At 56.9% G+C, this 14,644-nt stretch carries 10 protein-coding genes; 8 read left to right on the top strand and 2 right to left on the bottom strand.

What is annotated here, in order from left to right:
* The 3 genes from ADICEAN_RS22565 to ADICEAN_RS05735 all read left to right on the top strand — a co-directional run.
* The coding region (locus ADICEAN_RS22565; RefSeq protein WP_040396341.1) for a rhodanese-like domain-containing protein at window positions 1–973 on the top strand (973 nt) is incomplete at its 5' end.
* A 337-nt stretch (window positions 974–1,310) separates the two neighbouring features.
* The gene (locus ADICEAN_RS05740) at window positions 1,311–1,664 is read left to right on the top strand and encodes a rhodanese-like domain-containing protein (protein WP_161622666.1); all 354 of its coding nucleotides are present in this window, start codon (window positions 1,311–1,313) and stop codon (window positions 1,662–1,664) included.
* Between the two features lie 174 nt (window positions 1,665–1,838).
* Window positions 1,839–3,206 carry an NAD-dependent succinate-semialdehyde dehydrogenase gene (locus tag ADICEAN_RS05735; RefSeq protein WP_009194604.1) on the top strand — a complete coding sequence of 456 codons (1,368 nt, stop codon included), beginning with the start codon at window positions 1,839–1,841 and terminating at the stop codon, window positions 3,204–3,206.
* Window positions 3,207–3,215: 9 nt separating this feature from the next.
* On the opposite strand, the gene ADICEAN_RS05730 is transcribed toward ADICEAN_RS05735, so the two are convergent.
* Entirely contained in the window at window positions 3,216–3,989 is a 774-nt protein-coding gene (locus ADICEAN_RS05730) for a YdcF family protein (protein ID WP_009194603.1), read from the bottom strand.
* Window positions 3,990–4,167: 178 nt separating this feature from the next.
* Window positions 4,168–4,509 carry a hypothetical protein gene (locus ADICEAN_RS05725; RefSeq protein ID WP_009194602.1) on the bottom strand — a complete coding sequence of 114 codons (342 nt, stop codon included), beginning with the start codon at window positions 4,507–4,509 and terminating at the stop codon, window positions 4,168–4,170.
* Between the two features lie 341 nt (window positions 4,510–4,850).
* Between ADICEAN_RS05725 and ADICEAN_RS05720 the strand changes: the two genes are divergently transcribed.
* The 5 genes from ADICEAN_RS05720 (at window position 4,851) to ADICEAN_RS05700 (ending at window position 14,622) form a co-directional block, all read left to right on the top strand.
* Entirely contained in the window at window positions 4,851–5,060 is a 210-nt protein-coding gene (locus ADICEAN_RS05720) for a hypervirulence associated TUDOR domain-containing protein (protein ID WP_009194601.1), read from the top strand.
* Window positions 5,061–5,077: 17 nt separating this feature from the next.
* Window positions 5,078–5,941 carry an SDR family oxidoreductase gene (locus ADICEAN_RS05715; RefSeq protein WP_009194600.1) on the top strand — a complete coding sequence of 288 codons (864 nt, stop codon included), beginning with the start codon at window positions 5,078–5,080 and terminating at the stop codon, window positions 5,939–5,941.
* On the top strand, window positions 5,938–7,020 hold the full coding sequence (locus ADICEAN_RS05710; protein WP_009194599.1) for a YihY/virulence factor BrkB family protein: 1,083 nt from the start codon (window positions 5,938–5,940) through the stop codon (window positions 7,018–7,020). Before ADICEAN_RS05715 ends, ADICEAN_RS05710 begins: the two co-directional genes overlap by 4 nt.
* A 219-nt stretch (window positions 7,021–7,239) precedes the next feature.
* Window positions 7,240–8,253, top strand: coding sequence for a tetratricopeptide repeat protein (locus tag ADICEAN_RS05705; protein WP_236612868.1), 1,014 nt, complete (start codon window positions 7,240–7,242; stop codon window positions 8,251–8,253).
* 252 nt (window positions 8,254–8,505) lie between these two features.
* Window positions 8,506–14,622, top strand: a complete 6,117-nt coding sequence (locus tag ADICEAN_RS05700; protein ID WP_009194597.1) for a T9SS type A sorting domain-containing protein — start codon at window positions 8,506–8,508, stop codon at window positions 14,620–14,622.
* The last annotated feature ends 22 nt before the right edge of the window (window positions 14,623–14,644 follow it).

Below are 14,644 nucleotides of genomic sequence, written 5' to 3'. Positions count from 1 at the left end.
CCGGCAGCACTCCGTTTTTACGGGAGATACCCTCTTTGTAGGCGATGTGGGCCGACCCGACCTGCGGGAAGAAGCCGAGCAGGCCGATACCCAGCGGGAGCACCTGGCCCGCCAGCTGTATGCCAGCACCCGCGAGGTACTCATGCAGCTTGAGCGTAATGTGCTGGTGTATCCCGCACATGGCGCAGGCTCTCTTTGCGGCAAAAACCTGAGCAAGGACCTCACCAGCACCATCGGCCGGGAGCTGGAGCAAAACCAGTCGCTGCAGCCCATGTCGGAAGCCGCCTTTGTCAGTGCCCTGCTGGAAGACCAGCCCTTTGTGCCCAAGTACTTCAAGAGCAATGTGGCCCTCAACAAGCAGGGCGCCCCTGCCTATAGCAGCAGTCTGGATGAGGTGCCCCGCCTGCCGGCCGATGCTCCCCTGGAGCCTGGCGTGCTGGTGGTGGATGCCCGGGATCAGATGAAATTCAAGAACCGCCACCTGAAAGGTGCCATAAACCTGATGGATGGGGCAAAATTTGAGACCTGGCTGGGCAGTATTGTAGGCCCGGAGGAGCCCTGGTACCTGATAGCCGAAGATGAAGAAAGCCTGGAGCGCCTGATCCGGAAAGCTGCCAAGATTGGCTATGAGCGTACGCTCAAAGGGGCTATGGCGAATGCCAAGCCCGGTCATGAGCATGATGCCTGGATCATCCTGGAACATTTTAAGGCCGCACCGGAAACCTATACTGTGGTAGACATCCGCAATGCGGCAGAAGTGAAAGAAGGAAAGTTCTTTGCCCATGCGCTGTGCATCCCCCTGCACCAGTTGCGGGAGCGCGCCGCCGAAGTACCCACCGACAAGCCGGTAGTGGTGCATTGTGCCGCCGGTTACCGATCCGCTGCAGGCTTCAGCATCCTGGAGGCAGCCCTGCCCCAGACCAAGGTATATGATCTGGGAGAGGCCATTAAAGACTTTGAACCGATCCGCTGATTTTTCCCTAAAATAAGCTCAGGGGCCGCAAACAAGCGGCCCTTTTTTTTGCTTATCCATTTAGTAGAGCAGCAGCCTGAATACCCGGATTTTTTGGCGCTACATCCCTGCCTGATGTTCAGCCCCGGCCACAGACAGGCAGTTTTACAACCCCTCTCTCAACGAGGGCTGTAAAAAGAAAAGTGCTGCTATTTGCTGGAATAAGTCTATAATTTAACGTATTTTAAAGGAAGAGTTCTGCACAGGGCGGCAGAGCCGGCTTGCGCAATTTTTTTGTACTGATTCAAAGATGGCACTGCTTGTGATGATATGGAGAAGGGGGGGCGTTTTACTGCTGTTGGCAGTACTGGTTTCCTGTGGTGTGTCTGACAAAGCAGCCCTCAGCCCCCTGCAGTTTATTGCCGCCCAAAGCACGCAGCCCGGGCAGCTGATTGATGTACGGCTCTCTGCCGAGCTGGAAACCGCTTCCATTGGCCGCGCCCTGCTGCTGAACCCCGATGATGCCCCAACCTTTAAGCGTTCCATCAATAAACTGAACCGGAAGCAGGTATTTTACCTCTACTGCACCAGCGGAAACCGCGGCGCACAGGCAGCGGCCCTGATGCGCCAGGCAGGCTTTTCCCAGGTCTATTACCTAAAAGGTGGGCTTCTGTCCCTGCAGCAGGAGGGCTATAACGTAGCCGCGCTCTAGCGTACAGGCCGTAGGCAGCTGATTCAACCGTAAGGCTCGGCCTGCTGCGCCCCCTCCGCTGCAGGCCGGCACTTCAGGCTGCTAGTCTTTTGCCGGCAGTTGGTACCCCCGCTTAGCAGATTTTTTGCTTTTTTTGTCCTAAACATCTCAGCGGCTGCGCTGGTTTTTTCGGATATGAGCATACAATCTGTTAATCCCTTCAATAACGAGATCATTCGTCAGTTCCACGAAGCTACTGATACCGATATACAAGCCGCCCTGGAGGCATCTGAAGAAGGCTTTCGCCACTGGAAGCAGGTGCCCCTGCAGGAGCGCAGCAGCCTGATGATGGCCGCAGCCCAGGTGATGGAAGATGATCTGGAGCATTACGCCCACCTGATGACCCTTGAAATGGGCAAAACCCTGCGCGAAGCACGTGCCGAAATTGAAAAATGCGCTGCCTGCTGCCGCTATTACGCCACCCATGCCGAAGCTTTCCTGAAGGATAAAGTGCTGGATGTATCCCAGGGCAAGGCCTTTATTTCCTATGAGCCCCTGGGCCCGGTACTGGCCATCATGCCCTGGAATTTTCCCTTCTGGCAGGTGATTCGCTTTGCGGCGCCCAACCTGATGGCAGGCAATGTGGGCATCTTAAAGCACGCATCCTCCGTGCCGCAGGTGGCGCTTGCCCTGGAAGAGATCTTTCGCAAAGCGGGCTTTCCCGATGGGGCGTTTCTCTCGCTACTCATTGGCAACAAAAAGACCGAGAAGCTGATAGCACACCCGACCATACGGGCTGTAACGCTCACCGGCAGCGAAAGGGCCGGCAGCAGTGTGGCCGCCCGGGCAGGCAAGTACATCAAAAAAACCGTGCTGGAGCTGGGCGGCAGCGACCCCTTTGTGGTACTGGAGGATGCCGACCTTGACAAAGCCGCCGAATGGGCCGTAAAGAGCCGCATGATCAACATGGGCCAAAGCTGTATTGCGGCCAAGCGATTTATTGTGCTGGATAAGGTATATGATGACTTCATTAACAGGTTCAGAAGCCGCATGGAAGCCCTTAAAATTGGCGATCCGCAGGATGATGATATGGACCATGGCCCCATGGCCCGGGAAGACCTGGCCGAGGGGCTGCTGGAGCAGGTGCAGAAAAGCCTCAAAAAAGGGGCTACCCTGGTAACGGGCGGTGATCGGCCCAATTCCAATGGCGCCTTTTTTACCCCTACCATTCTGGCCGATATACCTAAAAATGCGCCGGCCTTTAAAGAGGAATTATTCGGGCCGGTAGCCTCAGTGATACGGGCCATGGATGAGGCGGAGGCCATAGACCTGGCCAATAGCTCGGTATATGGCCTGGGAGGTTCGGTCTGGAGCCGGGATCTGGAGCGGGGGCAGGCCATTGCCCGCCAGATCCAGAGCGGGGCCGTGTATGTCAATAAAATGATGGCCAGTGATCCGGCCGTACCCTTTGGGGGCATTAAACTCTCGGGCTACGGGCGGGAGCTTTCCTACCTGGGCATGCACGAGTTCCTGAACCAGAAGACCATTTGGGTGCAGGAGTAGAGACCTGTATTAAATGTAGCCTGCCACCTTATAGCTTATAAAGCCTCCCCACTCCTTCAGCAGTCTGGACCAGGCCTGCACCGCTTCCGGATCGGGCACCAGCAGGTGCTCCAGCCCGTAGGCGCGTTCCATGCTGTAAAAATCCGTGCTGAAGGGGGTTACCTGCAGGCCCTGTTTCTGAAAGCAGGCAGCCGCCCGCCGCATGTGAAAGGCTGAGGTCACCAGCAGCACGCGCTGGCTCCCCTGGGGGTATAGCTGCTGCAGGGCATCCCGGCTGTAGCGTGCATTCTCATAGGTGTTTCGGCTTTGGCCTTCTATCAGCAGGGCTTCAGAAGGCACACCGGCCAGCAGCATCACCCGCTGCATGCGGGTAGCTTCGGAGATGGAATCGCCCTGCAGGCTGCCAGCGCCCCCGCTCAGCAGCAGCTTCTCTACTTTGCCCAGCTTATAGAGCTGTACCGCATGCATAATGCGGTCGGCCCCCTTGTGCAGGTGTATGCGGTCATAGGGGCCGCGGTTTGGAGCCGTTACACCAGAGAGCACCACGGCCACATCATAGGAGCCCTCCAGCTGGTTGTAGCGCAGGGCAGGGGTCTCCCACAACAACAGCATTTCATTGGTGAGCAGGGGGTTGGAGAACACAAAGGCCAGAAAGAAGAATGCGCCCAGCAACATACCCCTGATCCGGGCTCTTTTAACCAGCAGGCCGGCAATCAAAAGGGCAAATAGCAGCACCAGGGGGTTTACCAGCAAGCCCACTGTTTTGGAGAGTACAAAATACATAGCCGCAAAAATAACACTATTTTCCAAGCTTTCTACCAGTAGCCTGGCAAGGCAGGTGGCCGAGCAGAGGCAGGAGTGTGTCGGGGCTAACGGTCTGCAAATCAGGCGCATGAAAAGGGGTGTAGGTCTGGCAATACCCCTTAGATCAGGCCGGTCTCAGGCCGCCGCGCCTACGGACCTACCAGGCCCGGCGCAGCATGAGTCGGTAAAAGTGGCTCAGTTCTCCATCGGTTTCCTGCTCCCTGTAGACCATCACAAAGCGGTGGTCCTCAAATTCTGTAAAAAAGCGCTCCCAGCTGATCTCCTCAAGCCCTGCCTCCTGCGGACTATCCGCAAAGCAGATGCAAAGCTCAGGTGGAGTCTGCTGGTGCTCAGCTGCTCTTAGTGCAGGCTTACCGCCGCGGGCTTCGGCCCACGTTCTGATGGTGCTGGTATCCGTTGTTTTATGGGGTTCGGAAAGGCTTTTCGCTCTGGAAACGGGCTGTCCGTAAAAGAGATTGGTGTAAATGTTGTAGGCCATCGTATCGGTGCATTAGATGAAAAAATAGTATACCCAGGGGTAGGGGCGCCTGGCTATACAAACTAGCTGGGGCAAAGGGTTCTGCAGCAGGGGGTGGTTGCCTCCTGCGCACATGCCATTGCCGGTAAGGGGTTGGTTTTTAGTCGGTTCTTTTCTCTACGAGCTGCGGGCTACTTCAGTTTTGGCTTTTGCAGCTTTTCTTTTTTAGAAAGGGGGGTGCAGGTCTGGCAGCCCCATCACTGGGCAGGCCAGGGGAGGGGGGCAGGCATTTTTCCGGAGCCAATAAACATATCCCCCGCACAGGCGTTTTACAAAGGATACTACTACACATCACCTACAGCATGATACGGCAAGGAAGTAAGGTGCGCTGGCAGTGGGCCAGTGGTACCGCCAGCGGCAAGGTAATAGAAAGCTGGGATCACACCGTCAGCAAAACCATTAAGGGGAGCCAGATAACCCGCCGGGGCGAGCCGGGCAACAAAGCCCTGCTTATCCGTCAGGAAGATGGCGATGAAGTACTAAAGCTGGAAAGTGAAGTAGAAAAGGTGTAATTCAATTTTTTCTTCCCATGAACAAGAAAGCAGAAAAACTCTCCAAGAAGATAAAGGACCAGTCTATGCCCACCCCAGGCAAAGAATCGGCCATGCAGCCGCAGCCCCAGGTGATCCGGGAGGATTATAAGGGCAGTGGCAAGCTCAAAGGCAAAATTGCCCTGATCTCCGGCGGCGATAGCGGAATAGGCCGATCAGTAGCGGTGCACTATGCCCGGGAAGGGGCCGATGTGGCCATCATCTACCTGAGCGAAGATGCAGACGCTCACAAAACTAAAAAACTGGTGGAAGCCGAGGGGCAAAAATGCCTGCTCCTGCGCGGTGATCTGGGCGACCGCACCTTTGCCGAAAACTGCATTAAAAAGACCGTAGAAGAATTCGGCTCCCTGAACATCCTGGTAAACAATGCTGCCGAACAGCATCCGGCCGATGAACTGGAAGAGCTGGATCTGGACCTGATGGAGAAAACCTTTCGCACCAACATCTTCTCCATGTTTTACCTTACCAAGCCAGCGCTGGAGCATCTGCAGGAGGGAGACAGCATTATCAACACCACCAGCGTTACTGCTTACCGGGGCAGCCACCACCTGATCGATTATTCGGCCACCAAAGGGGCCATTACCGCTTTTACCCGCAGCCTGGGCACCAGCCTGGCCTCGCGCAAGATCCGGGTGAATGGTGTGGCACCCGGCCCCATCTGGACCCCCCTTATCCCCAGTACCAAAGACAATGTGGATGAGTTTGGAAAAGATGTGCCGCTGGAGCGCCCCGGCCAGCCAAGCGAATGCGGCCCGGCCTATGTTTTTCTGGCCTCGGATGATGCCTCCTATATGACCAGCCAGATCATTCACATCAATGGGGGTGAGGTAGTAGGCGGATGAAGCGAGCCAAAAAACGGGCTGCCACGGTCTGGACTTTTCTCAAGACCACCTACCATAAGTGGATGGAGAACGATCCCTTCCGGCAGAGTGCTGTTATTGCATACTATACCGTTTTTTCCATGCCAGGCTTATTTCTGGTGATCTTTTATGTGACCGGCCAGCTGTTTGGCGAGCAGGCAGTGCGCGGTGAGGTCTATGGTGAGATCACCGATCTGCTGGGCTCCGAAGGGGCCCGGCAGGTGGAGGAAACCATTCGCATAGCCGGTCAGGCCCAGAACTCTACGCTGGCCACCATCATTGGCATTCTGTCGCTGGTCTATGCCGCTACCGGGGTTTTTTTTCACCTCAAGATCAGCATTAACGATATCTGGGAGCTGCGCGTAGTGCCCGAGCGTGCGTTTTTGCAGGTGTTGCTGGACAGGCTCTTTTCCTTTGGGATGATCCTGGTTCTGGGCTTTTTGCTGCTTATGTCTCTGGTTATCTCCTCGGTGATCAGCGCCATGAGCGGGTATATCTCGCAGTACCTGGCTACGCTGTCGGCCTACCTGATCGATTTCATCAACTTTTCAATTTCCGTAGGGGTGATCACCCTGCTGTTTGCCACCATTTACAAGGTGCTGCCCGACGCTATCGTAGCCTGGCGCGATGTGTGGCTGGGTGCCTTTGTTACCTCCCTGCTGTTTATTCTCGGCAAAGCCATGATCGGCCGCTACATTGGCATTGCTGATCCGGCCTCGGCCTATGGAGCGGCCAGTTCGCTCATTCTTATCCTGCTCTGGACCTCCTATGCCAGCCTGGTCTTTTTTCTGGGCGCTGCCTTTACAGCAGTCTGGGCCCGTATGTACGGCAGGGGCATTGAGCCCAAAAGCTATGCCATTCCCGTCTATGAGTACTACAGGCGCATATCCAAACTGGGCGAGGCCGAGTATGTAAAAGTAGAAAGCAAGAAGGTAAAAGAAGTACTGGACCGGGATTATGCCACCCCTCGCCTGACCGACGAGGGCGAAAAGCCTTCTGATGACGAGGTTGAGGAGGAAGATGAGAAGCTGCAGGCCCCCAGAGGCCATAAAAAGCGCTAATGCCAGCAGATTGGGAAAGTTGCCTGCAACTTTTTCAGCCCGGGCAGGGGGTAATGCGAGCAGAGGCATTACCTTTGCAGGCGGTAATCAGGCCCGGCCGGCCTGCCGCCAGGCACAGCAGGCTCTGCCTGTGCCGGATCATTTCTACTAATCTGCATTTCTGTAACGCATATGAGCTTAGGCTATCTGTGGAGTACCAGGCATCTTGCCGCTATCTGTTTGCTGCTGGTTTTCCTGCTGGCGGGTTGTCGTCAGAGCAATGAAGAGCGGGCACTGGAGCTGCTGCGCGAGGGCAATTCCTACCTGCAGCAGGGACAACATCCCGAGGCAATTCGCCTGTATACCGAATCCCTGAAGCATTTTCCCAAATATGCCGATGCCTATAACAACCGGGGCATTGCCTATTACCGCACTGGCCAGCTGCAGCAGGCGCTGGACGATTACAATGCCGCCCTGCAGATACGGTCCGACTATACCGATGCCCGCTTTAACCGGGCCAATGTTTTTCTGTATACCGAAGAGTGGGAGCGGGCCCTGGACGATCTGCGTCAGATAGCCGTGCCCTACCAGGATTCGGCCTCTGTATACTTTGCCAAGGGGCTTGCCTATAGCCATTTGCAGGAAGAAGACTCGGCCCTGCTGGCTTTCAACCGGGCCCTCTCACTAGACCCGCGCCATGTAGAAGCTTATGTGAACCGAGGCATTCTGAAGATGAACCAGCAGGACTTTACCGGCGCCCGCCTGGACCTGGAAACGGCCATTAAACTCAACCGCAATGAAGGCAATGCCTACAATGCCCTGGCCATGCTGCTGGTGGAGCAGAAGAATTACGACGAAGCCCTCAAGCAGGTGAACCTGGCCGTGCGCCTGCAGCCCAAAAACCCCTATTACCTCAACAACCGGGGATTTATTCTTACCCAGCTGGAAAAATACCGGGAAGCGGCCAGCGATATTGATGCCAGCCTGGCCATAGACTCTACCAATGCCTGGGTGTACCGCAACAAGGGCATTCTGCACCTCTACCGGGAGCAATATGCCGCTGCCGAAGAACTGCTGCTGAAAGCCGCCGGCATGGACCCCTTTATGGAAGAAGTATACTACTACCTGGGCGAGCTCTACTACCGTCAGAACCAGTTTGAAAAGGCCTGCACCGCCTGGCGACGGGCAGCCGAAAAGGAAGAACCAGCAGCAGTTGCAGCGCTTAAGGAGCTTTGTTCGCAAGATCCGGAATAAATCCTACATAGCCAGTTTGCCCAGCCCGCATGGAGCCTTCCCCATGCGCCAGGTGTACAGGGAGCGCGCGCAATCGATTGCTGTTCTATTGCTGGTGCGGAATAGGTGCAAAACCAAGTGTTGTTAAGGTGATAATTCTGCGAAAAAAATGCATTCTATCACCCAAAATGGCGTCTGCTTATTCTTTAATTCGTCTTTAATATCTGCAGCAGAGTTAGGAAATACCTTTGTATTATCTAATTCTCTGTACGAATGTACATACCCCCCTTTCTTCGTATTGCTGGCTTCTTGCTGTGCGTAGCTACCGCAGCACTGGCCCAAACGCCCGGCGCCATTTACCAGGCTACCGTACCTGCCACAAGCCCGCTTAACCCCAATGGCGATGGCTGGATTTCAGGGGGTGCCGCCTTTACTACCGCCACCGGCGAAACACCCATGGAAGTGCCCTATGTGGCCATTCCGCAGTTTTCGCTGGTAGAGCCCAATGGCGATACCCGCACCGGCGGTAGTTGCGGCAATACCGATGTGGTAGACCGCTTATCGGTAGGCGCCAGTGCCAGCTATGTGTACTATACCAGCTGGAGCGGTGTACCCATTATGCAATACCGCATGCGCATTGCCCAAAACGCTACCGGTGCCTTTGGCTTTAGTGTACTGGTAGATGTAGACGGCCGCATTGGCACCTCAGACCCAAACTACATAGCCCCGGGCGGAAACAAACCCGGCAACCCGGGCTTTGAATTTGAAATTGCCTATGTAACCGGCGGCGGCAGCAATGGGGTAGTGGTATATGATGTAGATGGCGCCACCACCGGGGTAGAAGTAGCCCGCTATTCGCTCAGCACCCACAGCCAGCGCTCCTATGCCCTTTTTAGCAACTGTACCGGCCAGGCGCCTGTCTTTTACGATTTCTGGGTGCCCATTTCGGCCATGGGTCTTACCAACAGCTCTACCATACGCCTGGCCGCCGCAACCACCAGCCAGCCTGGCTCCATCTTTGGCAACGTATCCGACATTGCCGGGGTAGCCGATGCTCTTTTCCCGGTGCCGGACGATGCCTTTATTGCCCTGGTAAACCTTCAGAACCCAACCCCTGTGAGCAACCTGGGCAGTTCGGGTTGCTTTATCAATGGCACCACCGCTGCCCCTGTGGCAAGCGGCGAGCTGTTTGACAGCCAGCGCCTCATCAGCGGCACCAGCAGCGAGGCCAACGGTACGGTCATTAGCCTAAGTATTAACGGTGCTGTGTACGCCACCACCACGGTAACCAGCGGCAACTGGTCCTTTAACCTGCCCCGCTATCTGCTGCGCCCCTTCGACCAGCTTTCATTCACCGCCAAAAACGCCTGCAAATACATATCCACCCCTGTGCTGCGCTTTGTGCTCGACGATCTGGATTCTGACGGCGATGGCATTCCCGACATTGAAGAGGGCAGGGGCAAAGACCCCGGCGCCGATGATGACGGCGACCGCATACCCAACTTTATGGATTCCGATTATCCGGGCTTTGTGGATAGCAATGGCGACGGCATCAATGATTATTTTGATGCAGATGGGGATGGCATTCCCAACCACTATGATCTGGACAGTGATAACGATGGCATCCCCGATGTGGTGGAAGCCGGTGGTCGGTCACTGGATGCCAATGCCGATGGCCGTATCGACTCCCAGGCCGATGTGAACCTGAATGGCCTGGCCGATGCACTAGAGGCCGAACGAGGCGGTACCCCCCTGCGCAATCCGGATACCGACCGTGATGGCCTGCCGGATTTCCTGGATCTTGACGCCGATGGCGACGGCCTCTCCGACCTGGTTGAAGCCGGGGGCACCGATAGCGACCGCAACGGACGGGTCGATGGCTTTACCGATGCCAACCAGAACGGCCTGCATGATGGGCGGGAAGGCAGCCTGCTGCCCCTGCCCGATACCGATGCCGATGGCCTGGCCAACTACCTCGACATTGACTCCGATGGCGATGGCATACCCGATAACCGGGAAGGCCAGAGCACGGCCGCCTACCGCACTCCCCTGGGGCTGGATGCCAACAGCAATGGCCTGGATGACGCCTACGACCCCGCCCGTGGCGGAACCGGCCTGCTGCCCGTCAATACCGACGGCGATGCTCTGCCCGATTACCTGGACCCGGATAGCGACAATGATGGCATCTCCGACCTGATAGAAGGCAATGATGCCAACCGCGATGGCCGGGCCGATCGCACTCCGTTCGGTCAGGATACAGACGGCGATGGCCTGGACAATGCCTTTGATTCTGTCGCTCCCGGCTCGGGCAATGCCCTGGGCAGCAATGTGGCCCTGCAAAATACCGATGGCACCGACGAGCCCGACTGGCGCGATGCCGACGATGATAACGACGGCACCCCCAGCCGCCTGGAAGATACCAATGCCAACGGCCGCTGGGACGACGACTTCTCCAATGGCGGGGGCATTTACCCCAACTACCTCTACCATGGCGATTCGGACCGGGATGGCGTAATGGATACAGCCGATGCCGATTCCGATAATGACGGCATACCCGATCTGCAGGAAGATGGTGGCACCGGATACGATCCCAAAGGCTTTACCGGCGGCAGCCGCTTCATGAACTATATGAACGCACTGCTCCCCGGCTTTGTAGATAGCAATAACGATGGCATCAACGACCGCTTCGATCGGGATCTGGACGGTATTCCCGATTTCCTGGACCTGGACAGCGATAACGACGGCATTCCCGATCTGGTAGAAGCCGGCGGTGTAGATACCAATGGCGATGGAATAGTGGATACGTTTACAGACACCAACAGGGACGGCCTGCATGACCCCCTGCTCTCCAGCCCGCTGCCCCTGCCCGATACCGATGGCGATGGCCTGCGCAACTACCTGGATATTGACTCCGATGGCGATGGCATACCCGATAACCGGGAGGCCCAGCGTTCTGCCAACCACCGGCTGCCCCGCTATGCCGATACAAACCGCAACGGCCTAGATGATGCCTATGAAGCTGCCACCGGCGGCCAGGCGCTGGTGCCGGTAAATACCGATGGCGATGCCCTGCCCGATTACCTGGATCCGGACAGCGATGGAGATGGCATAGCCGATGCCATTGAAGGCTTTGATTTCAATAAAGATGGCATAGCCGACCGCACCCCCTCGGGCCAGGATACCGACCGCGATGGTCTGGACAATGCCTACGATACTCTGGCCCCCGGCCGGGGCAACGCCCTGGGTAGCAATGCTCCGCTCCAGGATACCGATGGGGATGGCTGGGCCGACTGGCAGGATACCGACGATGATGGCGATGGCCTGCCCACCCTCTCCGAAGGCTTTAATTTTGTACAGGGCGGCCGCCCCTCGCCCGACTATCTCTACCGTGCCGATGCCGATGCCGATGGGGTTGTAGACCTGCTGGACATTGATGCCGACAACGATGGTATTGCCAATGCGCAGGAAGATGGTGGCACGGGTTACAACCCCACCGCCGATCATGACGGTGACGGCATTCAGAACTACCGCGACCGCGATATTCCCGGCTTTGTGGATAGCAATGGCGATGGCATCAACGACCGTTTTGATACCGATGGCGACGGCATCCCCGACTTTCTGGACCTGGACAGCGACAACGATGGGATGCCGGATCTGGTAGAGGCCGGGGGCTCCGATCCTGACGGCGACGGGCGCATAGCAGGTCCCTTTGCGGCAAACGGTCTGGCCACCAGCCTCAACGGCCAGCCCCTGCAGGCGCCCGATACCGATGGCGATGGACTGCGCAACCCCTACGACCTGGATTCTGATGGCGATGGCATACCCGATCTGCTGGAAAACCGGGGCCCCGACAGCAATAAAGACGGCCGCATCGATGGCTTTACCGATACCAACCGTAACGGCCTGGACGACCGCTTCGAGAGCCTCCTGGGAGGTACGCCCCTGCTCATCCGCAACACCGATGGCGATGACCAGCCCAACTACCTGGACCTGGACAGCGATGGCGATGGCCTCTTTGATCTGGTTGAAGCCGGCGGGCAGGATGCCAATGGGGATGGCCGGGTAGATGCTGCCCAGGATACCAACCGCAATGGCCTGGCCGATGCGGTTGATCCGGCCCGCAATAACGGCCCCCTGCCGCTGGCCGATGCCGATGGCGATGGCCTGCCCAATGCCTATGATCAGGATTCGGATGGCGATGGCATACCGGACAGCATTGAAGCCCGTACCACTGCCGGCGTGCTGGTAGCGCGTGGCGTAGATTCCGATGGCGATGGCATTCCCGATTATCTGGATCTGGATAGCGACAATGATGGTATCTCCGACCTGATAGAGGGCAATGATGCCAACCGTGATGGCCGGGCCGATCGCCTGCCTACAGGGCTGGATTCGGATGGCGATGGTTGGGACAATGCCTTTGATACTTCCACCGGCGGCCTGGCCCCCGTGCGGCAGGACAGCGACAGCGATGGCCGCCCCGATTACCGTGATAATGATGATGACAACGACGGCATCCCTACCATTGACGAGCCGCTGGACATTGCTCCGGCCAATGGGGTGCGCGATTATCTCGAAAACAGGGTAGGCAGCTGTGGGCTGGGCTTTATCACAGCGCCCTTCAGCGGCAATGCCGATGATCTTCAGTTTTCTTCCGAGGTGCAACACCCGCAGCGGGCCGTAGGCTCGGCCGACGGCACCATTTCCGGCGGCACCATCAGCAATGCTGCCATTCTGGATAATACCGCAGATGTGCTGGTGCTGGACCTCACCGATCTGGTGCCCCTTAACCGGCTCATCACCATACGCTGGTATGCGCCATCGGGCCACCGTATGGTGGTCAGCGGGGGCTCGGTGGCCACTGCCTTTAGCAATCCGGCAACCTATACCTCCAGCCAGAGCACAGCCTTTGCTTCGGTTACCTACACAGTCGCACAGGCGGCAGGTGTGCGTTACCTGCGCATTGTGGTGCCGGCCAACAGCCCGGTGTACATCGATGCGGTAAGCTACCAGTACGATCTCTGCCTGGCCGATTATGATAATGATGGGGTGTCCGATCTTCTGGACCTGGATGATGACAACGATGGCATTCCCGACCTGTTGGAGAACAACGGCCTGGATGCCAGTGGCGACCACGATGGCGATGGAGTGCCCAATTTCAGAGATGCGCAGTTTCCCGGTTTTGCAGACCTGAACCGGGATGGCATTGATGACCGTTTTGATGCCGATGGGGATGGCATCCCGAATCACTTTGATCTGGATAGCGATAACGATGGTATTCCCGATGCAGTTGAGGCCTATGGCGGCCGCTTTCCGGCCAATATGACCCAAAATGGCACCTTTACGCTGGCCTTTATCCGCAACTATGATTCTAACCGCGATGGCCTGGCCAATCCGGTAGATCCGCAGGCCGGCGGCAGCGCCTTTACCCGTCCTGACACTGACGCTGATCAAGTGCGGGATCTGCTGGACTGGAACTCCGATAACGATCCTCAGCCCGATTGGGTAGAAGCCTTTGACGATGATACCAATGGCGATGCCCTCAACGACCTGCTGGCGCGTGCGCTGCTGTGGGAGACCGTTAATGGAAATCCGGGCATTTACACCCGCGCCGATGCCGACGGCGATGGCATCCCCAACTGGATGGAAGACGATGACAACGATGGCATCCCTAACTTCCTTGATCCCACTGCAGGCGCCTACTACCGCGATACCAACCGCAACGGCCTGGTAGACCTCTTTGATGTACTCATAAGCGGCAAAGCTACCAACCTGCCCGATCGCAACCGCGATGGCATAGCCGACTATCGCCAGATCAGTGTAATCATTACCCTGCCGGTAGAGATGCTGCATTTTGGCGCCACCACAAGCCCTGAAGGGGTGCTGCTGCAGTGGCGCACCGCCCAGGAGAAGAATAATGCTGGCTTTGAGGTTGAGCGTTCAGCGGATGGGCGGGCGTTTCAGCAAATTGGCTACCAGCCTGGGGCAGGCACCACCAACAACCTGCAGCACTACACCTACCTGGATAAAGGGCTGGCGCAGGGTGTGTACTATTACCGCCTCAAACAGGTGGATTATGATGGTACCTATAAATATTCCGCTATTGTGCGGGTGGCCTGGACAGGGAATACTGCCGATATATTACAGGTGTCGCCCAACCCGGTGCGTAGTCTGCAGCTGAAGGCACTGCTGGGAGTTCCTCAGGCAGGATCTGTTCACTACAGAATTCGCAACCTGCAGGGGCAAGTGGTGCAGCAGGCTGAGCTGTACCTGAGCAGTCCCGCCAGCCAGCTGGAAATTCCCCTGCATAGTGAGCTGATCAATGGGGTATATGTGCTGGAAATTAGTACCAATACAGGCAGACAAAGCCAGCGCTTTGTGCTGCTGCAATAGCATCTGGCAAGAAAGAAAGCAT

It is taken from the genome of Cesiribacter andamanensis AMV16 (assembly GCF_000348925.1).
Lineage (GTDB): Bacteria > Bacteroidota > Bacteroidia > Cytophagales > Cyclobacteriaceae > Cesiribacter > Cesiribacter andamanensis.
This window is presented reverse-complemented; position numbering and strand designations above follow the sequence as displayed.